Origin of the sequence: Micromonospora cathayae (genome assembly GCF_028993575.1) — a bacterium.
GTDB classification, from domain to species: Bacteria; Actinomycetota; Actinomycetes; order Mycobacteriales; family Micromonosporaceae; genus Micromonospora; species Micromonospora cathayae.
In genome coordinates this window covers 4159584-4186384 of sequence record NZ_CP118615.1, presented here as the reverse complement: position 1 = coordinate 4186384, position 26801 = coordinate 4159584, and the positions used below count along the sequence as shown (strand labels likewise).

The window sequence follows — 26801 nt, the reverse complement described above, 5'->3', positions numbered from 1 at the left end:
GCTGCTGGTTGCTGCTGAATCCGGTTACGGCGGTCAGCCGCCCGGGTTCTCCATCCGGCCCTGGACCACGCCCTCGGCGATGGCCGCGGTCTCCTCGGCGGTCAACCGGTGCGTCCCCTCCGCCGTCGCGGTCATCACCACCGGGTAGATCCGGCGGGTCAGGTCCGGGCCACCGGTGGCGGTGTCGTCGTCGGCGGCGTCGTAGAGCGCCTCGACCGCCAGCCGGGTCGCCTCGTCGATGGACAGCCCGGCCCGGAACCGCTTCTTCAGCGCCGACCGGGCGAAGATCGAACCCGAGCCGATCGCGTCGTAGCCGGTCTCCTCGTACGGGCCACCGGTCACGTCGAAGCTGAAGATCCGCCCGGCGCCGGCCGGGTCCGGCGCGGCCAGGTCGAACCCGGCGAACAGCGGGACCACCGCCAGCCCCTGCATCGCCGCGCCCAGGTTGCCCCGGATCATCGCGGCCAGCCGGTTGGCCTTGCCGTCGAGCGAGAGCATCGCGCCCTCGATCTTCTCGTAGTGCTCCAGCTCCACCTGGAACAGTCGCATCAGCTCGATGCCGATGCCCGCGGTGCCCGCGATACCGACCAGCGAGTACGCGTCGGCGGGGTGCACCTTCTCGATGTCCCGCTGGGCGATCAGGTTGCCCATGGTGGCCCGCCGGTCGCCGGCCATCACCACACCCCCGACGGCCGTGATGGCCACGATGGTCGTGGCGTGCGGCGCGAGGTCGGCGGCCATGCCCGGCGGCAGCGGCCGTCGGCCGGGGAGCAGCTCCGGCGCCACCCGACTCAGGAACTGGGTGAAGGAGGACGTCCCCGCGTTGGTGAACACATCTGGTAGACGCCCGGATGGATCAAAACCCGCTGCCACGTGGTTCCTCTCAGGTACGTGATCGCCCCGGCCAGCCGTGACTGATCGTCACGGAACTGACCAAGACCACCGTTGCAGTTGAAGCAGAGTATCCCGCGCACCCACCCGGTGCGATGATCGTGGTCCACATATTGCGGCCCGGACGCGCCACAGATCGCGCAGACGCCGCCCTGCTCGGCCAGCAGCTCGTCGAACTCCCGCCGGCCGATGCCGTACCGCCGCCGCAGGTGGTACTCCCGATTGCCGCCGTAGAGCCTTTCCTTGACCTCACGGGTCCGCGTGTTGTGGCAAGGCTTGCAGTACGTCGCGTATCCCGTGCTGTCGGAGCGGTTGCGGGGGAAATCCGCCAGGGACTTGACGGTGCCGCAGTCAGCGCAGAACTTCTGTCCCTCGGGAACGGTCCGGCGAGGTGTCACCTCCCGACCGTGCTTCTCCCTCGAACGCTTCGCATAGCTGGCCTTCGAGCGCTGGTTGAAGCACGGTTTGCAGCAGCTGCCGCGCCCGCTGGGACGCTTGCTGCTGGCACAGAAGTCCTCCAGCGGCTTCCACACCCCGCAGTCACGGCAGCGACGTTGGCCGTCGTGATCATCCAGAGGCAATCCCATGTCCGATTTACCCCAGAATAATCACTGACCTCCTTTCTGCACGTAACCCCTCACGAACTCCTCGGCGTTCTCCTCCAGGACGGAGTCGATCTCGTCGAGCAGGTCGTCGACGTCCTCGGTGATCTCGGCGTGCCGCTCGGCGACCTCCGGGTTCGCCTCGGTGGTGACGTCCTCGATCTCCTCGCCCTGACGGGCCTTGCCCGACTGGGACTGACCGCCGCTGTCACGGGTAGCCATCTGGTGCCTCCTCCACGATCGCCTGCCAGAAACTTACCTCGCGGGGCCGACGAAAACCGGTCACGCGGCCCGCTTTCGCCGATGGCTGACGGCTCAGCCGCCGGTCAGCGTCTCCAGCAGGTCCTTCGCGCTGGCGCACCGGTCGAACAACTCGCCGACGTGTCGCCGGGTGCCCCGCTCCGGCTCCATCATCGGCACCCGGACGAGGGACTCCCGGCCCACGTCGAAGATCACCGAGTCCCAGCTCGCGGCGACCACCTCGGAGGCGTACTGGGCCAGGCAGCGGCCCCGGAAGTAGGCCCGGGTGTCCTCCGGCGGCTCGGTCATCGCCGTCCGGGTCTCCTCGTCGGTCAGCAGCGTCTTCATCGACCCCCGGGTCACCAGCCGGTGGTAGAGGCCCTTCTCCGGCCGGACGTCGGAGTACTGCAGGTCGACGAGCTGGAGCTTGTGCGAGCCCCAGCCGAGCTTCTCGCGCTCCCGGTAGCCCTCCAGCAGCCGCAGCTTCGCCACCCAGTCCAGTTCGTCGGCGCAGAGCATCACGTCGCGGCCCAGCCGGTCCAGCACGTTCTCCCAGCGGTCCAGCACGTCGAGGGTCTGCTCGTCGGCGTCGGCGCCGTACCGGTCGTCCACGAAGGACTTCACCCGCTCGAAGTACGCCCACTGCACGTCCAGGGCGGTGAGCCGTCGCCCGTCGCGCAGCCGCATCCGGTGGGTCAGCGTCGGGTCGTGGCTGACCGCGCGCAGCTCGCTGACCGGGTCGGCGATGCCCAGGTCCGGGGTGAGGGCCTTCTCCTCGATCATGGTGAGGATCAGGGCGGTGGTGCCGACCTTCAGGTACGTGGAGATCTCCGACAGGTTGGCGTCGCCGATGATCACGTGGAGCCGGCGGTACTTGTCGGCGTCGGCGTGCGGCTCGTCCCGGGTGTTGATGATGGGCCGCTTGAGGGTGGTCTCCAGCCCCACCTCGACCTCGAAGAAGTCGGCCCGCTGGGAGATCTGGAAGCCGCTCTGGCCGCCGTCCTGGCCGATGCCGACCCGCCCGGCCCCGCAGACGATCTGCCGGGTGACGAAGAACGGCGTCAGGTACGCCACGATGTCGGCGAACGGCGTCTGGCGGCGCATCAGGTAGTTCTCGTGCGCGCCGTAGCTGGCGCCCTTGTTGTCGGTGTTGTTCTTGTACAGGTGGATCGGGTGGGTGCCGGGGATGGTGGCCGCCCGGCGGGCCGCCTCGGCCATCACCCGCTCCCCCGCCTTGTCCCAGCGCACCACGTCACGCGGGGTGGTCACCTCGGGGGTGGAGTACTCGGGGTGGGCGTGGTCGACGTAGAGCCGTGCGCCGTTGGTGAGGATGACGTTGGCCAGTCCCAGGTCCTCGTCGGCGAGCGCCTCGGCCGGGTCGTAGGCCGCCCCGGAGTAGGTGAAGCCGCGGGCGTCGCGCAGCGGCGACTCCTCCTCGTAGTCCCAGCGCGCCCGGCCGCCCCGGTTGAGCTCGGGCCGTGCGCCGTAGGCGTTGACCACCTGCGACGAGGTGACCATCGGGTTGGCTCCGGCCTGACCGGGCACGGAGATTCCGTACTCGACCTCGGTGCCCATGATCCGTCGTACGCTCATCGACCTGCCCGCTCCGCTCGCCCAACGTGCTCCGGTGTCACGTTGAGCGTAGTCCGCGTCACGGGATAAAGCGGCATGGCAGATTACCCGGTACGGCGAAATGGATCTTCTGCGAGCGTCGGCGCGCGGACACGCGGGAGCCCGCGGCGTGTCGCGCCGCGGGCTCCCGGTGATCGATGGACCTTACAGGTACTGGCCGGTGTTGCTGGCGGTCTCGATGGACCGGCCGGCCTCGGTGCCCTTGCCGCCGGAGACGAGCGTACGGATGTAGACGATCCGCTCGCCCTTCTTGCCGGAGATCCGGGCCCAGTCGTCCGGGTTGGTGGTGTTGGGCAGGTCCTCGTTCTCGCGGAACTCGTCGACGCAGGCGTCGAGGAGGTGCTGGAGCCGCAGCCCCTTGCGACCGGAGGTGAGGAACTCCTTGATGGCCATCTTCTTGCCCCGGTCGACGATGTTCTGGATCATCGCGCCGGAGTTGAAGTCCTTGAAGTAGAGGACTTCCTTGTCGCCGTTGGCGTAGGTGACCTCGAGGAAGCGGTTCTCCTCGGTCTCCGAGTACATCCGCAGCACGACCGCGTCGATCATGGCCGCGACGGTGGCCTGGGGGTCGCCGCCGTGCTCGGCCAGGTCGTCCGGGTGCAGGGGCAGCCCGGAGAGGATGTACTTGGAGAAGATGTCCTTGGCCGCCTCGGCGTCCGGACGCTCGATCTTGATCTTCACGTCGAGCCGGCCGGGACGCAGGATGGCCGGGTCGATCATGTCCTCCCGGTTGGAGGCGCCGATCACGATGACGTTCTCCAGCCCCTCCACACCGTCGATCTCGCTGAGCAGCTGCGGAACGATGGTGTTCTCCACGTCCGAGGAGACGCCGGAGCCACGGGTCCGGAAGATCGAGTCCATCTCGTCGAAGAACACGATCACCGGGGTGCCCTCGCCGGCCTTCTCCCGCGCCCGCTGGAAGATCAACCGGATGTGCCGCTCGGTCTCGCCGACGTACTTGTTGAGCAGCTCGGGGCCCTTGATGTTCAGGAAGAAGCTGGTGTGCCGCTCCTTGCCCTGCCGCTCGGCGATCTTCTTCGCCAGCGAGTTCGCCACCGCCTTGGCGATCAGCGTCTTACCGCAGCCGGGCGGCCCGTACAGCAGGATGCCCTTCGGCGGCCGGAGCTGGTGCTCGCGGAACAGGTCGGCGTGCAGGAAGGGCAGCTCCACCGCGTCGCGGATCTGCTCGATCTGCGACTGGAGGCCACCGATGTCGCTGTAGTCGACGTCGGGCACCTCCTCCAGGACCAGTTCCTCGACCTCACTCTTCGGGATCCGCTCGTACGCGTACGCCGAGCGGGGCTCGATCATGAGTGAGTCACCGGCCCGGATCGCCGAACCGATCAGGGTCTCCGCGAGGTGCACGATCCGCTCCTCGTCGGAGTGCGAGACCACCAGCGCCCGGTCACCCGGCTCGCCGGCGGGACCCGCCAGCACCTCCTTGAGCATCACGACCTCACCGACCCGCTCGTACCCGAACGCGTCGACGATGTTCAACGCGTCGTTGAGCAGGACCTCCTGGCCGCGCTGGAGCTCGGTGGCGTCCAGCGAGGGGGAGACGGCCACCCTGAGCTTGCGACCCCCGGTGAAGATGTCGACCGTGCCGTCGTCGTGCCGGGCCAGGAAGACACCGTAACCGCTGGGCGGCTGCGCCAGGCGGTCGATCTCCTCCTTGAGCGTCACGATCTGGGCACGAGCCTCCTTGAGGGTGCTCACCAGCCGTTCGTTGTTCTCGGTCAGCCGCGCCAACTGTGCCTGGGTGGCCGCCAGGCGCTCTTCGAGCTGCCGGACGTGTCGGGGGCTCTCGGTCAACTTGCGCCGCACCAGAGCGAGTTCCTCTTGGAGAAACGCGACCTGCGTGGAGAGATCGTGGGCCTCCTTCTCCCACCGTGCGGCGCGCGAATCCGCGTCGTCGCTGCGTGCCACGTCCCACCTCCCCGGGGGGCTTGAACGTTCTGCCCTAACACTAGCCGCTATGAGCCCGATTCGGTCCCACGCAACGCCCTGAACCTTGATCGCCGGGGTCTCCAACGGGGCGTCGGGGGCGGTTCGGGTACCGTCGGGTGGTGGGACGGCAGAGCATGGGGGGTGCACCGGTGGCGGAGGTCGCGACGGACCAGCTGCAGGTCTGGGTGGATCAGGATCTGTGCACGGGCGACGGGCTCTGCGTGCAGTACGCGCCCGAGGTCTTCGAATTCGACGTCGACGGCCTGGCATACGTCAAGGGCGACGACGGCGAGCTGCGGCTGAACCCGGGCGAGCGGGTGGACGTCCCCGCCCACCTGCGCCTCGAGGTGATCGACTCGGCGAAGGAGTGCCCGGGCGAGTGCATCCACGTGGTGCGCGGCGACGGCGTCGAGGTCGCCGGACCGGACGCCGAGGACGACTGACCGACCTCGCACGGCCAGACCGGGGCTACCCGGCCCCGACCCGGGCGGGCCCGTCGAGCCGCGCCACGTCGTCAACGAAACGACCCCGGCCCGGGGACGGGACGGCCGGGCGTTCAGAGCACCGGCCGCCCGACCACCGAGGCGACCAGCCGGGCGAACTCCTCCAACCGGGCGATCTGTCCCGCGCCGCCGTCGTCGAGGGTCTTGCCGAACCGCAACGCGTCGTGCCGGGGCGCGCCGACCGTCTCGTCGCCGGGCGGCGCCTCGTCCAGCGACGTCAGCAACAGGTACACGTCGATGCTGTCGACCCGGATCCCGCCGTCGTCGGCCCGGGTGAGGCGACGACGGCAACCGACCTCGGTGACCGTGGAGACCGGCACCACCCGCAGTGACGAGGTCATCGAGCCGGGCGGCCCCTCCCCCGGTGGCACGTCCTCACCGTGCCAGAGGATCAGCCGGCTGCCGTCGCAGACCACCACCTCCTGCCACACCCCGTTGACCTCGTTGACGAAGCGTTCCAGGGTGAACCCGAGCACGGACGCGCCGCGCAGCACCCCGCCGAGCGCCTCCAGCGCCACGTCCGGGTCCCGCAGGTAGGCACGGGCCGCCGACTCGAGATCCTGGTACGGCGACCAGTCCGGGAAGACCGCGGGCAGGTCACCGCCGCCGATACCCGGTCGGCTCATGACACCGCCTCCCTCCGCTCGGCGTCCGCTTCCGGCGCGACCGTCACGGGGCGTCCGTCTCCGCAGGGCCACCGGCCCCCGTCGCGCCCGCCCCCACGGCGTCGACCGTGCCCGGCCCGGCCGCGTCGACCGTGCCCGGCTCACCGGCACCCGACCGGTCCGGTCCGACGGCGTCGACCACCTCCGGCCCGGCCGCGTCGACCGCGTCCGGGCCCACGGTCCCGGCCGACGCCAGCCGGGCCGCCTCGGCGTCCCGCAGCAGTTGACGGCGCTGCGCGTACGCCTCGGTGCCCTTGCTGGGTTTGCGTCGCCGCGGCGGCGCGGTGACCCCGGGGGCCAGCTTGCGGGCCGACACCAGGAACGCGGTGTGCGCGATCATCCGGTGGTCGGGCCGGACCGCCAGGCCCTCGGCGTGCCAGTCCCGCACCAGCGACTCCCAGGCGCGCGGCTCGGTCCAGCCACCGCGTTCCCGCAGCGCCTCCACCAGCTCGGACAGCTGCGGGGTGGTCGCCACGTACCCGATGAGGACCCCGCCGGGCACCAGCGCCCGCTCGACCATGTCGAGCATCTCCCAGGGGGCCAGCATGTCCAGGATGATCCGGTCGAAGCCGGTCTCCGGGCAGTCGGCGACGTCCCCGACGTGCAGCCGCCAGGCGGGGTGCGGGCCGGTGAAGAACGCCTCCACGTTGCGCCGGGCGATCTGGGCGAAGTCGTCGCGGACCTCGTAGGAGTGCAGTTCGCCGCCGGTGCCGACGGCCCGCAGCAGCGAGCAGCTCAACGCCCCGGAGCCGGCGCCGGCCTCGAGGACCTTCGCGCCGGGGAAGATGTCGCCCATCGCGACGATCTGGGCGGAGTCCTTCGGATAGATGACCTGCGCGCCGCGCGGCATCGACAGCACGTAGTCCGACAGCAGCGGGCGCAGCGCGAGGAAGGCCGTGCCGCCGCCGGAGGTGGTCACCACGCTGCCGTCGGGCAGGCCGATCAGCGCGTCGTGCTGGAGGATGCCCCGGTGGGTGTGGAACGCCTTGCCCGGTTCCAGGGTGACCGTGTGCATCCGCCCCTTGGGATCGGTGAGCTGGACCCGGTCGCCGGGGCGGAACGGCCCACGGTGCACGGGCGGCAGCGCCGGCGGGTCGACGGGCAGCGGGGTGCCGTTCTCGGCCGGGAGGGCGGTGGGGTGTGCGGTCACGTGTTCATCTTCCGTTTGGGTTCCAGGAGCTGCGCCAGATCCGCGATGTGCAGAACGCCGACCACATCTTCGCCTGACGTCACGACGTACTGTGCGCCCGGGTGGGTCTGCACCGCCTCCACCACGCGTTCCCCGTCCAGACCGACCGGCAGGGCGGGCAGCCCGGCCAGGGACCGGGCCACCTCGTCCACCGCCAGCCAGGGCCGGCGGGCCGGCGGCACGGCGGCGACCCGGGCCGGGTCGACCAGGGCGACCGGTCGGCCGGCGGCGTCCACGACGACCAGCGCGGCCCCGGGCGGGTGGTGGGCGTCCCGACGGCGGTGCGCCTCGGCCAGCGGGGTGCCGCTGGGCACCCCGAACAGCGGGCGGGCCAGCCGGGACAGGTCGACCAGCGGGAACCGGCGGCTCATCCGGGCGGCCCGGACGGACTGCCCGGCCCCCCGCCACAGGGTCACCGCGACCAGCAGCATCAGCGGCAACGCCAGCGGCACCAGCACGTCGTACAGGGTGAGCAGGATCGCCGCGACCGCGGTGCCGAGCGCGACCAGCCGGCCCACCCAGCCGGCGATCTCGGTGGCCAGGTGCCGGTCCCGGGTGAGGGTCCAGACCGCGGCACGCAGCGCCCGCCCACCGTCGAGCGGCAGACCGGGCAGCAGGTTGAAGACCGCCACGATGACGTTGCTCACCGCCAGTTGGAAGGCCAACTGGTGGAGCAGGGTGCGGTCGGGCAGGGCGAGGGTGGCGGCCACCGCGGCGGCCCCGAGCACCGCCGACACCGCCGGGCCGGCGAGGGAGATCACCAGGTCGGCGCGGGGGGTGGGGGCGTCGCGTTCCATCTCGGTGTACCCGCCGAGCAGTTCCAGGGTGATCCCCCGCACCCCGATGCCGTACCGGCGGGCGGTCAGCGCGTGGCCGAGTTCGTGCAGCAGCACCGAGCCGAGCAGGGACACCACGAAACCGAGGCCGATCACGTACCCGGCCAGCGGGGGCAGGCCCAGCTGGCGGCGGGCGAACACCGCGTACAGGATGGTGATCAGCACGGCGAGCAGCACCATCGAGGTGTTCAGGTGCAGCGGCACCCCGAACACCCGTCCCACGGTCAGTGCGGTGCGCCGGGCGGGCCGGGGACGCGGACGCGGCTGCTGCTCCATCGACCCGATGCTACGGACCTCGGGCCGGTGCCCGGTCAGGCTGGTCCCGCGGTGCGGCGCGCTGTCGGTGTCACACCGGTGGCCTAACCTTCGGGGCATGACGGCGCAACCGGTGACCACCACCACCCAGCAGGAGACGGCCGCGGTGGCGGTGCCGCCGACGGTACGGGCGTCGCTGTCCCCGTCGCGGGCCGCCGACTTCAAGACCTGCCCGCTGCTCTACCGGTTCCGCAGCATCGACCGGCTGCCGGAGCGGCCCAGCATGGAGCAGGCCCGGGGCACCCTGGTGCACGCCGTGCTGGAGCGGCTGTTCGACCTGCCCGCCGCGGGCCGCACGCCGACGGCGGCCGGTGACCTTGTCGCCCCGCAGTGGGACCGGCTGGTCACCGAGCAGCCGGAGCTGGCCGCGCTGTTCGGCGACGACGACGATCCGGCCGCCCGGACGGAGTTCCTCCGCTCCGCCGCCGCGCTGCTGGAGGGCTACTTCACCGTCGAGGACCCGCGCCGGCTGGAGCCGGCCGAGCGGGAGGCGCTGATCTCCGCGGTGGTCGACGACGAGCTGCTGATCCGGGGCTACCTGGACCGGCTCGACGTGGCTCCGGACGGGGCGCTGCGGGTGGTCGACTACAAGACCGGCGGCGCGCCCCGCGAGACGTTCGAGGCGCGCGCCCTGTTCCAGCTCAAGTTCTACGCCCTGGTGCTGTGGCGGACCCGGGGCGTGGTGCCGCGGGTGCTGCGGCTGCTCTACCTGCGCGACGCCGAGGTCTGCGACTACACCCCGGACGCCGAGGAGCTGGCCCGGTTCGAGCGGACCGTGGTGGCGTTGTGGCGGGCGATCGAGCAGGCCACCGAGCAGCGGGACTTCCGGCCCCGGCCGAGCCGGCTCTGTGACTGGTGCAGCCACCAGGCGCTCTGCCCGACGTTCGGCGGCACCCCGCCGCCGTTCCCGGAGGCGGGGGCCGGTGACCCGCTCCAGGACGCGCGGTCCCGGCCGGCCGCCCCCGGCGCCGACGAGTGACGGCGGACCGGTGACCCCCACAGGCCGCCACGACGGAGGCCAACCGGGTGGCCCCGGCGCCGACGGGTGCCGGCCGGCCGGGCCCGTACGGACGAGTGGTTCTCCTCCGCGAGGATGAGCCCGGGTTCGTCGTGGGCGACGATCACTGCGCCCCGGTGGCAGCTAGCGTCGTGATGTGATCGAGGCACCGCCCTGGCTGCGCCGCCACCCGCTCGCCGTGGACATCCTCGCGGCGGCCGGGCTGGTGCTGCTCGACGTGGCGTTCACCCTGGTGACCCCCCGCGAGTTCTGGCCCCGGCAGCTGCCGGTGGCGATCGGCTGGAGCGTGCTGTGCGCCGCCCCGGTGGCGGTACGCCGGGTCGTGCCCTGGGTGGCGGTCGGCGCGGCGGTGGCGACGCTGATCCTGCCGGCCGTGCTCGGGTACGCCCCGACCACGCAGAGCCTCACGTTCGTGGTGCTCACGTACACCATGGCGGCGAACCGTTCGCTGCGGCCGGCGATCGTCGCGACGGTGGTGCTGTGGGTGCCGGTGATGGTGCTCAACGTGGTGGCCCCGCTGGAGAGCGTGCTGGAGGTGTCCCCGACCGCCGCGGTGCTGAACAACGTCCTGGTCGCGGTGGGGGTGTTCGCGGTGGGACGGGCGGTGCACGCCCGGCGGGCCTCCACGGAGGCGCTGCGGGAACGGGCCCGGGTCGCCGAGGCCAACCAGCGGTCCCTGGCCGAGCAGGCGGTCGCCGACGAGCGGCGGCGCATCGCCCGGGAACTGCACGACGTGGTGGCCCACCACGTCAGCGTGATGGGGGTGCTCGCCACCGGCGCCCGTCGGGTGCTGCGCCGGGACCCGGACGCCGCCGACGAGGCGATCGCCACCATCGAGGACACCAGCCGGGCCACGCTGCGCGAGATGCGCCGGCTGCTGGACGTGCTGCGCACCGACGAGCCGGTCGCCGAGCTGACCCCGCAGCCCGGACTGGCCGGCCTCGCCGCCCTGACCGAGCAGGTACGGGAGGCGGGGCTGCCGGTGACGCTCACCGTCGAGGGCACCCCCGGCCCGTTGGAGGAGGGGGTGACGTTGACCGTCTACCGGATCGTGCAGGAGGCGCTGACCAACGCCCTCAAGCACGCCGGACCGGCGACCGCCCAGGTACGGCTGCTGTTCGGCGAGGTGTGGCTGGTGGTGGAGGTCACCGACACCGGCCGGGGGCCGGGTCGGGAACCCGACCGGATCGGGCACGGCCTGGTCGGGATGCGCGAACGGGTCGGCCTCTACGGTGGGGTCCTGCACACCGGTCGCCGCCCCGGCGGCGGCTTCCAGGTGCGCGCCACGTTACCGATGGACCAGCTCGCCGCCGACGGCGGTCCGAGCGCACGGCACGGCAGGAGAACCGAATGACCGAGGGCACGAGCCGGCCGGTGCGGGTGCTGCTCGCCGACGACCAGCCGCTGCTGCGTACCGGCTTCCGGATGGTGCTCGGCGCGGAGGACGACCTGGACATCGTCGCCGAGGCCGGGGACGGCGCGGAGGCGGTGGACCTGGCCCGGCGGCTGCTGCCCGACGTGGTGCTGATGGACATCCGGATGCCCCGGATGGACGGGGTGGCCGCCACCCGGGCGATCGTCGACGCGCGGCTGCCGGTGCGGGTGCTGATCCTCACCACCTTCGACCTGGACGAGTACGTGGTGGGGGCGCTGCGGGCCGGGGCCAGCGGCTTCCTCGCCAAGGACGTACCGGCCGAGGACCTGGTCACCGCGATCCGCACGGTCGCCGCCGGTGAGGCGGTGGTGGCGCCACGGATCCTGCGGCGGCTGCTGGACCGGTTCGCCGACCTGCTGCCCGATCCGTCGCACACGCCACCGAAGACGTTGGCGTCGCTGACCGAACGGGAACGGGAGGTGCTGGTCCAGGTCGCCCGGGGCCTGTCCAACGCGGAGATCGCCCGGGCGTTGTCGGTCAGCGAGACCACCATCAAGACCCACGTGGGACACGTGTTGACCAAGCTCGGCCTCCGGGACCGGGTCCAGGCGGTGGTGCTGGCCTACGAGACCGGGCTGGTCCGTCCCCGGGCCTGACCGACGTCCCCACCAATCCGGTTGACGGGACCACGTAGCGTCACGGGCGGGTCAGGCCCTCCGGTACGGTCGTTGGACCCTGACGCGGCGTCAGCTCCTAGCCTAGCGTCAGCCGGGCCGGCACCGTCCGGACCGTACTCAGGGGTGACCCTGAGTACGGATCGGGGCCTGACCCGCAGCGGGAAATCCGTTCCCGGTCCGCCTACGGACGGACGGATCACCCCGGCCCGGCACCGAGGATGAGAAACAGGCCGTACCGGCCAGCGGGGGCGGTGCGGCGACAGGAACCTACTCGAGGGGGAACGGTGACCACTGCGGTGGACCGTCAGGCGCAGGTCGCGGCCCGTGCCAGCGACGTGTGGAAGGTGTACGGCAGCGGCGAGGCACAGGTCCTCGCGCTGCGCGGAGTCAGTGTGGAGTTCGAACGCGGCCGGTTCACCGCGATCATGGGCCCGTCCGGGTCGGGCAAGTCGACGTTGATGCACTGCCTCGCCGGGCTGGACTCGGTCACCCGGGGCACGGTGGCGATCGGCGACACCACGGTCACCGGGCTGAAGGACGCCGGCCTGACGAAGCTGCGCCGTGACCAGGTCGGCTTCATCTTCCAGCAGTTCAACCTGCTGCCGACGCTGACCGCGAAGGAGAACATCCTGCTGCCGCTGTCGATCGCCGGCCGCAAACCCGACCCGGCCTGGTACGACACGGTCATCGACACGGTCGGGCTGCGGGACCGGCTGGACCACCGGCCGGCGCAGCTCTCCGGCGGCCAGCAGCAGCGGGTGGCCTGCGCCCGGGCCCTGGTCTCCCGCCCGGACGTGATCTTCGCCGACGAGCCGACCGGCAACCTGGACTCCCGCTCCGGCGCGGAGGTGCTGCGGTTCCTGCGGAACTCGGTCCGCGAGCACGGGCAGACCATCGTCATGGTCACCCACGACCCGGTGGCCGCCGCGTACGCCGACCGGGTGGTCTTCCTCGCCGACGGGCAGATCGTCTCCGAGCTGATCGAGCCGACCGCCGACACGGTGCTGGACACCATGAAGAAGCTGGACACCCCGGTCACCGAGGTGACCGGCTGATGTTCCGGGCCACGCTGAAGAGCCTGCTGGCCCGCAAGGTCCGGCTCATCCTCTCCGGGCTGGCGGTGGTGCTCGGGGTGATGTTCGTCTCCGGCTCCTTCGTGCTCACCGACACCCTCGGCCGCTCCTTCGACGCGATCTTCGCCGACGCGTTCGAGGAACTCGACGTCAACGTCGCCGCCAAACCGAACATCGCCGGCGGCAACGAGACCCCGCTGAGCGCCGTACCGTTCCCGGCCACCGTCGTCGACCAGGTCGCCGCCGTACCCGGGGTGGCCGAGGCGACCGGCATGGTCAGCGCCGACGGCGCCCGGCTCATCGGCGGCAACGGCAAGGTCGTCGGCACCCTGGGCGCACCGCAGTTCGGTCAGAACTGGCTCGGCGAGAGCGACCTGATCCAGCTCCGTGAGGGACGCGGACCGCAGGCCGCCGACGAGATCGCCATCAACGCCGGCCTGGCCGAAGCCGGGAAGGTCGCCGTCGGTGACCGGGTCGGGGTGCTGACCCTCGCGCCGAAACGCGAGTTCACCGTGGTCGGGGTCTTCGGTTTCAGCGGCGACCGGGACAGCATCGGCGGCGCGCAGAACATCGCGTTCACCACCCCGGTCGCGCAGGAGCTGATGCTCGGCAAGCCCGGCACCGTCAGCAGCGTCGCCGTCGAGGCCGCCGCCGGGGTACGCCCCGAAGCGCTGCGCGACGACATCACCGCCGCCCTCGGCGACCGGTACGACGTGAAGACCGGCCGGCAGCTCTCCGACGACGCGTCCGCCGGACTGAAGGAGGGGCTGTCCTTCTTCAACCGCATCCTGCTCGGCTTCGCCGGGGTGGCGCTGCTCGTCGGCACCTTCCTCATCCTCAACACGTTCTCCATCATCGTGGCGCAGCGGACCCGGGAACTGGCGCTGATGCGCGCCATCGGGGCCAGCGGCCGGCAGATCATCGGCTCGGTGGTGCTGGAGGCCCTCGCGGTGGGGCTGCTCGCCTCACTACTCGGCCTGGCCGCCGGCGTCGGCGTGGGCGCGCTGCTGGCGTACCTGTTCGGGCAGCTCGGCGGTGACCTGGCGCTGGCCGGCATCGCGGTGCCCCCGGCGGCGGTGATCAGCGCCTTCGCGGTCGGCATGCTGATCACGCTGGTCGCGGCGCTGCTGCCGGCGCTGCGGGCCGCCCGGATCCCCCCGATCGCCGCCATGCAGGACGTCGCCACCCCCGACCGGCCGTTGACGAAGGTCACCGTGGCCGGCGCGGTGGTCACCACCATCGGGGCGGCGCTGCTGGCGCTCGGGCTCACCGGCAACGCCGGCGGGCAGACCCTCGCCACCATCCTCGGCGGGGTGCTGTTCGCCTTCGTCGGGGTGGCGCTGCTGACCCCGCTGATCAGCCGGCCGGTGGTGTCCCTGCTGGGCGCGCTGTTCGCCTGGTCGGTGCCGGGCAAGCTGGGCCGGCTCAACTCGGGTCGCAACCCGCGCCGCACCGCCATCACCGCCGCCGCGCTGATGGTCGGCATCGCCCTGGTCACCGGCGTCACGGTGATCCTCGACTCGGCCAAGTCCAGCATCGCCGGACAGGTCGAGGACAACCTCGACGCGGAACTGGCGATCTCCGGCGCGCAGACCGGACCCCGGCAGCCCACCTTCGACCCGGCCGTGGTGGACAAGGCCGCCGCGCTGCCCGGGGTGAGCGCCGCGCTGGGCCTGTTCAACGACTTCGCCGAGGTCGACGGGGAACGACGCTACGTCAACGCCGCCTCCGACCTGGCCGCCGTGCAGCGCATCTACGGCGCGCAGGCCACCGCCGGCAGCCTCGACACGCTGCGACCCGACCAGATCGCGCTGAGTGAACCGCTCGCGAAGAACCGCGGCAAGGCCATCGGGGACACCCTCACCATCCGGTACTCCCGGGGCGCCGAACACACCTACACGGTGTCGGCGATCGTGCCGGAGGACCAGCTGCCCGGCTCGTACCTGCTGCCCCGGGAGAGCGCCACCGACTTCACGGTGCCGCAGGCGTACCTGGCGCTGGTGCAGCTCGCCGACGGTGCCGACCAGGCCCGGGTGCAGGCCCAACTGGACGCGCTGGTCGCCGACAGCCCGGAGGTGTCGGTGGTCGACCGGGCCGCCTACGTCGAACAGCAGACCAGCGGCTTCGACCAGCTCCTCACCATGATCCAGATCCTGCTGACGCTGGCCATCGTGATCGCCGTCCTCGGGATCATCAACACCCTCGCCCTGTCGGTGCTGGAACGCACCCGGGAGCTGGGCCTGCTGCGGGCCATCGGACTGCGCCGCGCCCAGACCATGCGGATGATCACCGTCGAGGCGGTGGTGATCTCGGTGTTCGGCGCGCTGCTCGGCATCGTGGTCGGCACCGGTCTCGGCGCGGCCGTGGTCGAGGCCCTCAAGGACGAGGGCATCACCGACCTGGTCCTGCCCTGGTCGCAGATGGCCCTGTTCCTGGGCCTGGCCGCGCTGATCGGGGTGGTCGCCGCCGTCGTACCGGCGATCCGGGCCGCCCGGATCAACGTCCTCGGCGCCATCGCCCACGACTGATCCCGTCCGTGGGTCCCTCCGCCGTCGCACGGCCGGGGGGACCCACGGACCGGTGTCCCGGTCGGTTCCCCTGCCCGGTCCCGGGCGGGGGACCGGCCCTGGGCGGGAGGCCTACCGATCGGACCCGGGCGGGGGTGGCGGCGGGGTGAGCAGGGCCGCCAACACCGCCAGATCCACCCCGGTCAGGCTGTCCCGCAGGTGCACGCCGTCGACCGCGTCGAGGGGCACCTCCGCCGGCACGGCCAGCACCGCCGCCCCGGCGGCCACCGCGCTGGCCACCCCGGCCGGCGAGTCCTCGATCGCCACACACCGCCCGATCGGCACGCCGAGCAGCCGGGCCGCGGTCAGGTACGGCTCCGGGTGCGGCTTCGCCGACTCCACCTCGTCGCCACACACCACCGCGTCGAAGTTGTGCCGACCCAACGTATCCAGGGCCACCTCCACCAGCCGCCGGCCACTGGAGGTCACCAGAGCGGTCGGCACGCCGGCCACCCGGACCGCATCCAGCAGGGCCAACGCGCCGGGCCGCCACCGCAGACCGGTACGGAACAGCTCCACGATCCGGGCGTCGATCCAGGCGGCGCTGGCCGCCGGATCCCGCCACGGCTGGGCCAGGTCCTCGTGCAGGATCAGCATGGACACCGCCATGCTCGTGCCCACCATGGCCCGCCGGGCCGCATCCGAGAGCGCGCCACCGTACTCGGCGGCCAACTCGTACAGGGCGACGTCCCACAGTTTCTCACTGTCGACCAGCGTGCCGTCCATGTCGAAGAGCACGGCGGCGGGATGCGAGCTGCTCAGCGGTTCCTCCCCGGGTACGGCGATCGGGTGCGATCCTCGCAGCCGCACCGGCCGCCACCGACGGCGGACCCCACCGACGAGACCTGCGTCAACCGCCGGTCAGCCCGGGTCACCGGCCCCCGCAGACCACCTCAGCCCCTGGTGACAGCCGGTCAGCCCAGGTCACAGGCGGACAGCGTCTTCTCGTACCCGGAGAAGAACGCCTGGGTGCGCTGCTCGGCGGTACCGTGCGCGCCCTCGGCGAACCACGGCTGCCCCGGATCGTCACCGACCGCGAGCAGCCCCTCCCGGAACTCCTCCAGGTCACCGTCCTCCAACTCCAGCACCCCCGCCTGGATCGACCCGCCCAGGTACGCCCCGGCCATGCAGTCCGCCTGCAACTCCTGCTGGATGGTGTACTCGTAGCGGACCCCCAGCCGGATCTGGACGCCGTGCGCGTACTCGTGACCGAGCAGGTAGTACAGGAACGCGTCACCGATCTGCCGGAACGCCGCCACCGCCCAGTTCACGTCGTAGGCGATGAAGTCCCCCGCCGAGCAGTACACGGCGTTGTTGCGCGGCAACCCCTGCCCGCCGCAGGACACCTCCCCCTCCCGGGTGTACGCGATGATCCGCCGGACCGGCTGGAACCGCTGCCCCGACGCCTCGAACTGCGCCGACCAGTACGTCTCGGCGGACCGGACCGCGCTGGTGATGTCCCGCTTGAAGTCCTCGACGTTCGTCGGGGTGTCCGCCCGGGTGGCGCCGTCCCCCTCGGTCACCCCCGGACCGGGCTCCTGCGGGCCGCCTTCTCCACCCTCGGTGACCGGCCCGACCGCACACGCCCCCACCGCCACCAGGGCCGCCAGCAACCCACCGAGCCAACCTGCCGAACCACGCGTCACGGTGCCCTCCCCGGCGTCAGCGCTGGGCCAGCAGTACCCCACCCCGGCACGGATGATGCGCCACCGCTCACCACGGCCTGCGGTGCACCGGGCCGGACGAGGAGAACCCCACCGATCAGGTTCCGGCCGACACCGCCAGCCGCAGGTTCAGGTAGCGGGAGCCGGCCGGACCGGGCCGGGACGTCCCGTCCGGTCGCCAACCGTGCCGGGCGTAGAACGACCGCGCCCGCTCGTTGCGTTCCCACACCTCCAGGAACCCGGTCGGGCGGGACACCTCGGCCAGGTAGCGGAGGAACACCCCGTGCAGCAGCCCGCCGACCCCGTGCCCCCAGCGGTCGGGCAGCACGTGGATCTGGAAGAGCTGCCCGGTCGCCCCGTCGTCGACCTCCGGTGCGTGCGGCAGACCCATCGCGGCCGCACCGACCACCTCGCCACCCAGCGTGGCGCACCACACCTGCTGCTGGGCCGACTCGATCCCCCGGGACCACCCGGTGTGCCGCTCCTGCCGCCAGACCGGACTGTCGACCTCCTCGGGGCTCAACCCACCCGCCGTGTAGTACGCCAGCCGCCCCTGCGTGTGCACCTCCACGAGCCGGTCGACGTCGTCCGGCGTCGCCACCCGCACGGCGATGTTCTCTCCCATGTGGACGGACCCTAGCCGAGCACCACCCTGCCCGGAAGGCGGACGGCCCGGAACCGGGGCGGAGTCCGGGCCGTCCGGTGCCGACCCGGGTTCAGCCCGCCGTGACGGTGAACGAGGTCGTGTCGTCCGCCGGATCCACGTCGGTCAGGCTGACCTGGTAGCGCGAGCCCGCCGTGTACGAGGCGGTGCCCAGCACACCCGCCGGAGTACCGGCCGGCGCAGTGAGGATGACGTCGAAGGTGCGCACCTCGCCCGGCATGAACCGGCCGCCCGGCACGATGAACGCGTGCCAGGAGCCCGGAACGTCCTCCGGTTCGGTGTGGTCCACCACGACCCCGGCCGGTAGGAGGGCGTCGACCTTGAGGTCGCTGGAGGGAGCGTCGTTGCCGTACCGGACGGTCACCGGCATCCGGCCCTGGAGGCTCCCGTCGGGCAGCCGGTCGAGGGTGACCGCGCCCGCGGTCAGCGCCACGTCGGTCTGCGTCGCCTGCACGTACGGCCGAGGCTTGCTGAGCTGGCCCTTGGTGGACCGGAACAGGGTGGTGAACGGAACGCTGTGCACCGGTTCCTGATCACCGTCCGGCACCACGCCGATCCAACTGTCGCCGACCACCATCGGATAGTCCCGAGGGGTCGTCCAGACCTGGAACCGGACACTGTGCGTCGAGCTTGCGCCGGGGGCCAGCTCGACGCCCCCGGTGCCGCAGTTCACCACCTGACGCAGACCGACCACGCCCTGCGGGACGCAGGCGTCCTCGACGACCATACGGGCGTCCGAAGCACCCGCCGGTTCCAGGAAGGTCAGGCTGTAGAAGCCGGCGGCCGTCGGGGTGCCGTTCGTGACCGTGACATCGAGGATGCCGACGTAGCCCTGAGCGGTCGGCTCCAGGACCAACCGCTGCGCGGTGACGGACAACGTACCGGAACCGGTCCCGGGCGGGTGGGCGACGGCGGGGGCCGTGGCACCGGCCAGAACGACCGCCGTGCCGAGCACGACAGCGGCGACACGACGCCCGGTGGACAGGGTGACGGACATACTCAGAACTACCTTCCCCCGTGGTTCGTCACGCGCCGTGATGGAACGCGTGCAGAAAACGCACCATAGCCAATCCCGTTCCGGCCACGCTGCCCTGCGGGACGAAAGGGACTCCGCTCGGTGATCGACCGGGCGGCAGCCGGCCTGAGCTGCCCACCCACCACAGTCGACGGCGGCTGGTCCGGACCGCACCCCACACGCTGGCCAGCCGCCCGACCCGCCACCACGGACACCGTCCACGGCCGGCGGTGGGCGGCAGACGGACAGCGGCAGACGGCAGGCGGTCGATCGGCCACCACCGCACCCGGGCTGGCCCGCCCCGCCTAGGCTCGGGGTCCGGACATCCCTCCTGGAGGCCCAGCCATGCCCCACCTCACCCCCGCCGACGTGCACAACGTCGCGTTCCGCAAGCCCTCGCTCGGCAAGCGCGGCTACGACGAGGAGGAGGTGGACGCGTTCCTCGACGCCGTCGAACAGACCATCGCCGCGCTGACCGCCGAGGTCGCGTCACTGCGTGCCCAACTGGGGCACGGAGCGGCTCCGGGCACCGACCCGACAGCCGGAGCGGTGCCGGGAGCGGTCGCGGCGGAACTCAGGCAGATCAAGGACCGGCTCGCCCGGCTGGAGGCCACCGTGGCCGGATCGGCGGGCTCCTGGCCCCGCACCAGCGACCCGCTCTTCGGCGAGCACCGGTAGCCCGCCCGGTCGCCCGTTCCGTCGGCCTGATCATCCCGGCTAACCTGCTGCCGTGACCACCGCCGACGCCCCTCGTCCGGACTCCGCCGAAGACCCGCCCGAGGTACGCGTCGGCACACCCGAACGCCGGGCGGCGGAAACCGCCCTCGAAGAGCACCTGCACGCACACCGGCTGGACCCGGCCGAGTTCGCCCACCGGGTGGCGGCCTACGTCCTCCCCGGGAGAGCGCAGCTGGCGACGGGACCGCGCGTCGAGCACCGGCCACAGCCCGGCGATCCGCACGCACGGCAGGCCCCACGGCCGATCCTGCGGCCCGACGCAGGCCCGTTCGCCCGCCCGGATCCCGCCGGACACGACTCCGACCCGATTCATCCGTCCGTTTCGAGGCTTTCGCCGGGGCGGTGCGCACGCGGACCGGCGCGGCCGACGGGCCGCATCCCGCGCCGGCACGTAGGCTGACGGCGTGAAGGAGAACAGGGACGCCAGCACTCGGGACGGGGACACGACCGGGTGTGCTGCCGGCGTCGGCCGGAACGAGCAGGGTGAGGTGACGGCGTGACCGAGTTCGACGGGCTGCCGGTGCTGCGCTCACCGGTGGCCATCGCCGCCTTCGAGGGCTGGAACGACGCCGCGGACGCGTCCACCGCCGCGGTCGAACACCTGGAGCAGGTCTGGCAGGCGCGCCAGGTCGCCGAGCTGGACCCGGAGGACTTCTACGACTTCCAGGTCAGCCGGCCGACCATCACGATGGCCGAGGGCGCGACCCGCCGGGTCGAGTGGCCCACCACCCGGTTCATGGTCGCCAGTCCGGAGGGCACCGAGCGGGACGTGGTGCTGATCCGGGGCATCGAGCCGAGCATGCGCTGGCGCACCTTCTGCGAGCAGGTGCTGGAGATCTGCCACAGCCTGGAGGTCGAGCGGGTGGTGCTGCTCGGCGCGCTGCTGGCCGACGTGCCGTACACCCGGCCGTTGCCCATCACCGGCAGCGCGTCGGACGCCGAAGCCGCGCAGCGGTACCAGCTCACCCCCACCCGGTACGACGGGCCGACCGGCATCGTCGGGGTGCTGCACGACGCCTGCGGCCGCGCCGAGGTGGACGCGGTCTCGTTCTGGGTGCACGTGCCGCACTACGCCAACAACCCGCCCTGCCCGAAGGCCACGCTGGCCCTGCTGCACCGGGTCGAGGAGGTGCTCGACCTGCCGGTACCGATGGCCGACCTGGCCGAGGAGGCCGCCGAATGGGAGCAGCGGGTCCGCAGTGCCGCCGAGCAGGACGCCGAACTCGGCGAGTACGTGCGTGAGCTGGAGGAACGGGTCGGCGACGCGGGGATCACCCCGTTGACCGGGGACGAGATCGCCCAGGAGTTCGAGAAGTACCTGCGCCGCCGGGGCGGTTCCGCCGGCCCCACCGCCGGCTCCTGGTAACCGTCCGTCGTCTTCTGCGGGCCGGACGCGTCAGGGATGACGCGTCCGGCCCGTTCGTCTTCCCCTGACGGGGTTCGCCGCAGGTTTCGTTGTGCGGCGCGAACGCCGTGCTTAGCGTGCTGTTCGGAGCGGTCTTCGGCGAGCCGGGTGGCGCGCGGCACACCGCGCAGGGCATCCTAGGAACCTAGCTGTTCGGCTGGGGAGGAGCGCACCATGCAGATCAATCCGGGAGCCGCCGAGTTCCCGCACCGCCAGATCGCCGCGCAACTGAAGGCACAGGTGCGGCGCGGGGACTGGGGACCCGGCGAGCGGCTTCCGTCCATCCCGGCCATCGCCGAGATGTTCGGAGTGGCCAAGCAGACCGTGCAACGCGCCGTGGACCAGCTCCGGGTAGAGGGGATCCTGATCACCAAACCTGGCTCCGGTACGTACGTCCGGGGCACCCGGCGGCGACTCAACCGGCTCTCCCGGGGCCGGTACGGTGGCTTCCGGGGCTACCACACCGACCTGGCCGCCCGGTACCGGCAGCACCTGATCGGGGTGGGCCGCGCCCCCGCCCCACCCGAGGTCGCCGACGCCTTCGGCGTGCCGGACGGCACCGAGCTGCTGGTCCGGCGGCACCTGGTCCGCACCGAGGACTCCCCGGTCGAGGTCGGCGCGTCCTGGTTCCTGCCGGCCGACACCGCCGGCACCACCCTGGAACGCGCCGAGGCGTTCGGCCGCCCGCTGTACCAGGAGGCGGAGGAGGCGACCGGGCGGCGGTACGCCACCGCCACCGACACGATCAGTGCCCGCCAACCCAGCCGCGAGGAGGCCGAGACGCTCCAGATCCGGCCGGACACCCCCGTACTGCACCTGCTGCACGTCGCCTACGACGGCGCGCGCAAGCCGATCGAGGTGGCCCAGGCGACGTGGCCGGGACCGATGACCACGTTGACCGAGGAGTACCGGATTCCCGGACCGGCCCCGGAGCCCGACCCGGACCCGGGGCTCATGCTCGGCTGACGGTGCCGGCTCGGCCCGCAGCGGTCAGGAGCACGGCCGGCACCGGAGGCACCGGTGCCGGCCACGGCAGCTCCCGCTGCACCGGTGCCGACTCACGACAGCTCCCACTGCACCGGTGCCGGCCGCGACGGTCAGAGCCGGATGCCGAGCAGGGCGTCCACGGTGTCGGCGACCAGGTGGGGCGCGTCCCGGTCGTCGCCCGCCCCGGCCAGGGTGTCCTCGGCCCACCGGTCGACCAGCGCCAGCGCCCCCGCGGTGTCCAGGTCGTCGGCGAGCCGGGAGCGTACCCCGGCCAGCAGCACGGCCCCGGACGGCCCGGCGGGCGCGGCGGCGGCCCGGCGCCAGCGGTCCAGCCGGGCCTGGCCGGCGGCGAGCAGCTCGTCGGTCCAGGACCGGTCGCTGCGGTAGTGCCCGGCCATCAGGGCCAGCCGCACCGCCATCGGATCGACCCGGTCGGCCCGCAGCCGGGACACGAAGACCAGGTTCCCCCGGGACTTGGACATCTTCTCGCCGTCCAGCCCGATCATGCCGGCGTGCACGTAGTGCGCGGCGAACGGGGCCCGGCCGGTGAGCCGCTCGGCGTGCGCGGCCGAACACTCGTGGTGCGGGAAGATCAGGTCGTTGCCGCCGCCCTGCACGTCGATCCGGTCACCGAGCAGGTTCAGCGCGATCACCGTGCACTCGATGTGCCAGCCCGGCCGGCCGGGGCCCAGGTCGCCGCCCGGCCAGGAGGGTTCCCCGTCCCGGGCGCCCCGCCACAGCAGCGGGTCGAGCGGGTCCCGCTTGCCGGCCCGCTGCGGGTCCCCGCCCCGCTCCGGGAAGATCTCCAGCATCTCCGCCCGGGAGAGGTTGGACTCGTAGCCGAACCGGGGCGCGGCGGCGATGTCGAAGTACACGTCGCCGGTGCCGTCGTCCAGCCGGTACGCCGCGCCGTCCTTGAGCAGCTCCCCCACCCGGTCGGCGATGTCCGGAATGGACTCGACGGCACCGACGTAGTGCGCTGGCGGGATGATCCGCAGGGCCTCCATGTCCTCCCGGAACAGCGCGGTCTCGCGCATCGCCAGGACCTTCCAGTCCTCGCCGTCGCGCTCGGCCCGCTCCAGCAGCGGATCGTCGATGTCGGTGACGTTCTGCACGTAGTCGACCGACCGGCCGGCGTCCCGCCACATCCGCTGGACGAGATCAAAGGTGATCATGGTGGCGGCGTGCCCGAGGTGGGTCGCGTCGTACGGGGTGATCCCGCAGACGTACATGGTCGCGGTGCCCTCCGGCGCACTCGGGTGAACGGCGCGCCGCGCCGAGTCGAACAACGTCAACGGCTCGCCCCGACCCGGCAGCCGTGGCACCTCGTGGCCCGTCCATGACTCCATGCCCGCCAGCCTAACGATCGCCAGGACACCGCCGCGCTCCCGCACCGGGTGATCGACCCGACCGGCCGCCCGCCGCACCGGCACCGGCTCCGCGACACCACGCCGGCCGGACCGGCACCGTGCGGCCGGCGTGGCCCGTCCACCGGGCCGTCCTGGTCGTCGCGCCGGCCGCCCCGCCGCGACCGACCCGCAGGTCAGATGGGTGGCCAGGGCATCGCCGGCCAGTCCTCCGACGGTCGCGGGAAACGACCGGTCCCGCGCAGCGCCGCGATCCGGGCGGCCAGCCGGCGGATCTCGGTCGCGGTCAGGTGCTCGGCCAGTTCGTCGCCGAGCGCCCCGTCGACCTGGGGGGCAAGCGCGTCGAGCATGTCGACCGCGTCCGGCGGCAGCCGCCGCCCCGACCAGCCCCACAGCACGGTACGCAGCTTGTCCTCCACGTGGAAGGTGACGCCGTGGTCCACCCCGTAGATCCGGTCGTCCGGGCCGAGCAGCACGTGCCCGCCCTTGCGGTCGGCGTTGTTCAGCACCGCGTCCAGCACCGCCAGCCGGGCCAGCCGGGGATCGTCGGCGTGGGCCAGCGCGTACGCGGTGCCGTCCTCGTCCCGGGCGGCGGCCACCGGAAACCAGCGTGGTGGCACCGCGTCCGCCGGCACGAACGCGACCAGCGGCTCGGCGTCGTCCGGCTCGTCGATCCAGAGCTGGCAGGAGCCGGGCCCGAACGGGCCGTCCCGCAGCACCGTCGGCGGGACCAGATCCCAGCCGCTGGCCCGGGAGACCAGGTAGGCGGCGACCTCCCGGCCGGCGAGGGTGCCGTCCGGGAAGTCCCAGAGCGGGCGCTCACCCCGGACCGGTTTGTAGACGCAGCGCACCGTCGCCCCGTCCAGGGTCAGCGTGCCGCGCAGCGTCGTGTTGGACGCGTCCACCAGCCGGCCTTCCAGGGCGAACTCGCCCTCGCGGAGCAGCCGCAGCGCGGCGCTCTCCGCCTCGCCCGGCCGGAGCTGCGACAACGTCACCGGTGGTAGCCGTTGTGCCGGGGGCAGAGGTGACCGGCGGGGTCGAGCGGCTGGCCGCAGAGCGGGCAGGGCGGCCGGCCGGCGTTCACCACCCGGCGGGCCCGCTCGATGAACCGACGGGTCTCCTGGGGGGTGAGCCGGACCCGGAGCCGGTCCAGGTCGTCGTCCGGCTCGGGCACCTCGTCGTCATCGTCGTCGTCATCGTCCAGCTCGACCTCGGTCTCCGCCTCACCGGCGGCGATCGCCTCGATCACCACGGTGGTGGTGTCCACGTCGAAGGCGAGGCCCAGGGTGCCGACCCGGAACTCCTCGTCCACCGGCGTGTCCAACGGGTCGTTGTCGGCCGCACCGGCGGGCGGCAGCTCGGGCAGCTCGACGCCGAACCGGCGCTGCGCCTCGGTGAGCAGCTCTTCCAGCTTCTCGGCGAGCAGGGAGACCTGGACCTTCTCCAGCGCGACGCTGACCACCCGGCCGCCGCCGCGCGCCTGGAGGAAGAACGTGCGCTCCCCCGGCGGCCCCACGGTCCCCGCGACGAACCGCTCGGGCGGTTCGAAGGAGTGCACCTGGTGTGTCATACCCACGACCCTATCCGGCCGTCCGGAAGGGCGCGCACCCCACCGACGCAGAACCGTCGCCACCCCGGGCGGCGGCCGGGCCGGGTCGGGACCGTCACCACCGTCCGCCGTGCGGCGGGCCTCACCGGCCGGCTCCCGCACCGCCGCCCACCGCGGCGTCCGAGTCGGCCGCCCGGGTCGGCCGCCGCCGACGCTTACGGGCCGGCGGCACCAGCCCGGACAGGTCGCCACCGGTGTCGTTCAGCCGCAGCAGGAACGGCCGGGTCGGGGTGTAGCGGATCGCCGTGACCGACGCCGGGTCCGCCACGATGCGCTGGAAGAGATCCAGGTGTACGCCGAGCGCGTCCGCCACGATGGCCTTGATCACGTCACCGTGGCTGCACGCCACCCAGACCGCCTCGGGGCCGTGGTCGGCGGTCAGCCGGGCGTCCCAGGACCGTACCGCCGCGACCGCCCGGGCGGCCATCCCGGCCATCGACTCGCCCTGCGGGAAGACCGCCGCGCTCGGGTGCTGCTGGACCACCGGCCAGAGCGGGTCCTTCGCCAGCGTCTTGAGCGGTTTGCCCTCCCACTCGCCGTACCCGCACTCGATCAGCCCCTCCTCGACCGCCGGGACCGCGTCCGGCAGGGCCAGTTCCAGGGTCTGCCGGCAGCGGATCAGCGGGCTGGTCACCACGGCGGCCAGCGGCAGGCCCCGCAGCCGCTCCCCCACCGCCCGCGCCTGGTCTCGACCGGTGTCGTCCAGTTCGACCGGTTGTCGACCGGCCAGTCCGCCGGCGGCGTTCGCGGTCGTCCGGCCGTGTCGCAGAAGCAGAAGGGTCGCCACGCTGCCCACCCTAGGGCCCGCGCCGGATCGGCGAGGGCTCCGGGTGCGCGCCGTCCCGGCTCGGGCGGTTGCCGTCCCGGCGGGGCTGGGTGCCGCTCCAGGCTTGAGTGGTTTCGGCCGCGATGGGTTGGATGTCCGGTACCGGCGGAGGCCGGCGGGTGGGCGGGCGGGGAATGGCCGCCGGCAGTCGGTCGTTACACCCTTGGACGGCCGGACGAGGAGGCCGCTGACCTGCGCCGACGCGGCGGGTCGCGGGAATGACCCCAGCCCGGCGGTCGTTACACATGGTTCGGACCGGTGGAGCACGACTCCCGGTCGATCACCACCCGAAGCGAGGAGCGCCGGACGGCGCGCCGTGTCCCGCCCCCGCGGGACGCGATGATCCCCCACGGATGGGAGTTCCCCCATGAACACAATCATGAGCACGACGCTGCTGCGGAAGACGGTTCTGGGTGTCGCCGGTCTGGCGTTCGCCGGTGGTGTGGTGGCCGGTCCGGTCGCCGGTGCGGTGGACGCGGCTCCGGCTCATGCCGCGCCGGTGGCGGTGCAGGCGGACAAGCCGGACACCGGCAAGCTGCTGCCCCACGGCACGCCGGGCGGCCAGTCGAGCATCCCGCTGAACGCCGAGCAGACCGCGAACGCGAAGGCCATCGTGAAGGCCACGAAGAAGGCCGGGATGGACGAGCGGGCCGCCGTGGTCGCCATCGCGACCAGCCTGCAGGAGTCGAAGCTGGAGAACCTGGGTCACCTCGGTGACCGCAACGACCACGACTCGCAGGGCCTGTTCCAGCAGCGTCCGTCCAGTGGTTGGGGCACGGTCGAGCAGATCACCGACCCCGAGTACTCCACGACCGCGTTCCTGAAGGGCCTGAAGCAGGTCGACGGCTGGAAGGACATGCCGCTGACCCAGGCCGCGCAGAAGGTCCAGGTGTCCGCCTACCCGGACCACTACGCGCAGTGGGAGAAGCAGGCCGCTGACCTGGTCGCCGCACACTGGAACAGCTGAGTCACCAACGGGCCGGTACCCCGCACAGG

General features: G+C 72.5%; 25 protein-coding genes and 1 pseudogene. 10 read left to right on the top strand and 16 right to left on the bottom strand.

Annotated features, from left to right (window positions below):
* Positions 1-33 precede the first annotated feature (33 nt).
* The 5 genes from prcB to arc all read right to left on the bottom strand — a co-directional run bounded on the left by prcB (position 34) and on the right by arc (position 5291).
* Entirely contained in the window at positions 34-873 is an 840-nt protein-coding gene (prcB, locus tag PVK37_RS19175) for a proteasome subunit beta (protein ID WP_275028857.1), read from the bottom strand.
* Positions 792-1478 carry an endonuclease VII domain-containing protein gene (locus tag PVK37_RS19170; protein WP_275028856.1) on the bottom strand — a complete coding sequence of 229 codons (687 nt, stop codon included), beginning with the start codon at positions 1476-1478 and terminating at the stop codon, positions 792-794. The genes prcB and PVK37_RS19170 overlap by 82 nt, the downstream gene beginning before the upstream one ends.
* Positions 1479-1499: 21 nt before the next feature.
* Positions 1500-1715, bottom strand: coding sequence for a ubiquitin-like protein Pup (locus PVK37_RS19165; protein WP_074477166.1), 216 nt, complete (start codon positions 1713-1715; stop codon positions 1500-1502).
* Positions 1716-1808: 93 nt separating this feature from the next.
* Positions 1809-3326: a depupylase/deamidase Dop gene (gene dop, locus PVK37_RS19160; RefSeq protein ID WP_341483390.1), complete on the bottom strand. Its 1518-nt coding sequence runs from the start codon at positions 3324-3326 to the stop codon at positions 1809-1811.
* Between the two features lie 183 nt (positions 3327-3509).
* A complete protein-coding gene (gene arc, locus PVK37_RS19155; RefSeq protein WP_275028853.1) occupies positions 3510-5291 on the bottom strand; it encodes a proteasome ATPase in 1782 nt (593 codons plus the stop codon).
* Positions 5292-5461: 170 nt separating this feature from the next.
* On the opposite strand from arc, the gene PVK37_RS19150 reads away from it, so the two are divergent.
* Positions 5462-5755 (top strand): ferredoxin, encoded by a 294-nt coding sequence (locus PVK37_RS19150; protein WP_275028851.1) that lies wholly within the window; start codon positions 5462-5464, stop codon positions 5753-5755.
* A 113-nt stretch (positions 5756-5868) separates the two neighbouring features.
* Here PVK37_RS19150 and PVK37_RS19145 read toward each other — a convergent pair whose 3' ends face one another.
* The 3 genes and pseudogenes from PVK37_RS19145 to PVK37_RS19135 all read right to left on the bottom strand — a co-directional run bounded on the left by PVK37_RS19145 (position 5869) and on the right by PVK37_RS19135 (position 8718).
* Complete coding sequence (locus PVK37_RS19145) at positions 5869-6441, bottom strand: hypothetical protein (RefSeq protein ID WP_275028850.1); 573 nt, start codon at positions 6439-6441, stop codon at positions 5869-5871.
* A 226-nt stretch (positions 6442-6667) separates the two neighbouring features.
* A pseudogene (locus PVK37_RS19140) lies at positions 6668-7630 on the bottom strand (tRNA (adenine-N1)-methyltransferase); the annotation flags it as partial.
* Complete coding sequence (locus PVK37_RS19135; protein ID WP_423791090.1) at positions 7627-8718, bottom strand: site-2 protease family protein; 1092 nt, start codon at positions 8716-8718, stop codon at positions 7627-7629. The gene PVK37_RS19135 and the pseudogene PVK37_RS19140, both read right to left, overlap by 4 nt.
* A gap of 160 nt (positions 8719-8878) precedes the next feature.
* Between PVK37_RS19135 and PVK37_RS19130 the strand changes: the two genes are divergently transcribed.
* From PVK37_RS19130 to PVK37_RS19110, 5 genes are all read left to right on the top strand, one after another.
* Complete coding sequence (locus PVK37_RS19130; protein ID WP_275028849.1) at positions 8879-9799, top strand: RecB family exonuclease; 921 nt, start codon at positions 8879-8881, stop codon at positions 9797-9799.
* Between the two features lie 175 nt (positions 9800-9974).
* Positions 9975-11192 carry a sensor histidine kinase gene (locus tag PVK37_RS19125; RefSeq protein WP_275028848.1) on the top strand — a complete coding sequence of 406 codons (1218 nt, stop codon included), beginning with the start codon at positions 9975-9977 and terminating at the stop codon, positions 11190-11192.
* Positions 11189-11869 (top strand): response regulator, encoded by a 681-nt coding sequence (locus PVK37_RS19120; RefSeq protein ID WP_275028847.1) that lies wholly within the window; start codon positions 11189-11191, stop codon positions 11867-11869. Before PVK37_RS19125 ends, PVK37_RS19120 begins: the two co-directional genes overlap by 4 nt.
* A gap of 305 nt (positions 11870-12174) precedes the next feature.
* Positions 12175-12945 (top strand): ABC transporter ATP-binding protein, encoded by a 771-nt coding sequence (locus PVK37_RS19115; protein ID WP_275028846.1) that lies wholly within the window; start codon positions 12175-12177, stop codon positions 12943-12945.
* A complete protein-coding gene (locus tag PVK37_RS19110; protein ID WP_275028845.1) occupies positions 12945-15491 on the top strand; it encodes an ABC transporter permease in 2547 nt (848 codons plus the stop codon). The genes PVK37_RS19115 and PVK37_RS19110 overlap by 1 nt, the downstream gene beginning before the upstream one ends.
* A gap of 111 nt (positions 15492-15602) precedes the next feature.
* Here PVK37_RS19110 and PVK37_RS19105 read toward each other — a convergent pair whose 3' ends face one another.
* The 4 genes from PVK37_RS19105 to PVK37_RS19090 form a co-directional block, all read right to left on the bottom strand.
* A complete protein-coding gene (locus PVK37_RS19105; RefSeq protein WP_275035174.1) occupies positions 15603-16268 on the bottom strand; it encodes an HAD family hydrolase in 666 nt (221 codons plus the stop codon).
* Positions 16269-16444: 176 nt separating this feature from the next.
* Entirely contained in the window at positions 16445-17176 is a 732-nt protein-coding gene (locus PVK37_RS19100) for a neutral zinc metallopeptidase (protein WP_275028844.1), read from the bottom strand.
* Between the two features lie 115 nt (positions 17177-17291).
* Complete coding sequence (locus tag PVK37_RS19095; protein WP_275028843.1) at positions 17292-17819, bottom strand: GNAT family N-acetyltransferase; 528 nt, start codon at positions 17817-17819, stop codon at positions 17292-17294.
* Between the two features lie 91 nt (positions 17820-17910).
* Positions 17911-18855 (bottom strand): hypothetical protein, encoded by a 945-nt coding sequence (locus PVK37_RS19090; protein WP_275028842.1) that lies wholly within the window; start codon positions 18853-18855, stop codon positions 17911-17913.
* A gap of 363 nt (positions 18856-19218) precedes the next feature.
* Between PVK37_RS19090 and PVK37_RS19085 the strand changes: the two genes are divergently transcribed.
* The 3 genes from PVK37_RS19085 (at position 19219) to PVK37_RS19075 (ending at position 21982) form a co-directional block, all read left to right on the top strand.
* Positions 19219-19551, top strand: coding sequence for a DivIVA domain-containing protein (locus tag PVK37_RS19085; protein ID WP_275028841.1), 333 nt, complete (start codon positions 19219-19221; stop codon positions 19549-19551).
* 556 nt (positions 19552-20107) lie between these two features.
* Positions 20108-20977, top strand: a complete 870-nt coding sequence (locus PVK37_RS19080; protein ID WP_275028839.1) for a PAC2 family protein — start codon at positions 20108-20110, stop codon at positions 20975-20977.
* Positions 20978-21190: 213 nt separating this feature from the next.
* Complete coding sequence (locus tag PVK37_RS19075) at positions 21191-21982, top strand: GntR family transcriptional regulator (protein WP_275028838.1); 792 nt, start codon at positions 21191-21193, stop codon at positions 21980-21982.
* A gap of 131 nt (positions 21983-22113) precedes the next feature.
* Here the strand turns inward: PVK37_RS19075 and mshC are convergent, their stop codons facing one another.
* From mshC to PVK37_RS19055, 4 genes are all read right to left on the bottom strand, one after another.
* Positions 22114-23352: a cysteine--1-D-myo-inosityl 2-amino-2-deoxy-alpha-D-glucopyranoside ligase gene (gene mshC, locus PVK37_RS19070; protein WP_275028837.1), complete on the bottom strand. Its 1239-nt coding sequence runs from the start codon at positions 23350-23352 to the stop codon at positions 22114-22116.
* Between the two features lie 194 nt (positions 23353-23546).
* A complete protein-coding gene (locus PVK37_RS19065) occupies positions 23547-24365 on the bottom strand; it encodes an SCO1664 family protein (protein ID WP_275028836.1) in 819 nt (272 codons plus the stop codon).
* Positions 24362-24940, bottom strand: a complete 579-nt coding sequence (locus PVK37_RS19060) for a DUF3090 domain-containing protein (RefSeq protein ID WP_275028835.1) — start codon at positions 24938-24940, stop codon at positions 24362-24364. Before PVK37_RS19060 ends, PVK37_RS19065 begins: the two co-directional genes overlap by 4 nt.
* A 121-nt stretch (positions 24941-25061) precedes the next feature.
* Positions 25062-25775: a histidine phosphatase family protein gene (locus tag PVK37_RS19055; RefSeq protein ID WP_275028834.1), complete on the bottom strand. Its 714-nt coding sequence runs from the start codon at positions 25773-25775 to the stop codon at positions 25062-25064.
* Positions 25776-26184: 409 nt separating this feature from the next.
* Between PVK37_RS19055 and PVK37_RS19050 the strand changes: the two genes are divergently transcribed.
* Positions 26185-26772 carry a hypothetical protein gene (locus PVK37_RS19050; RefSeq protein ID WP_275035173.1) on the top strand — a complete coding sequence of 196 codons (588 nt, stop codon included), beginning with the start codon at positions 26185-26187 and terminating at the stop codon, positions 26770-26772.
* Positions 26773-26801: the final 29 nt, after the last annotated feature.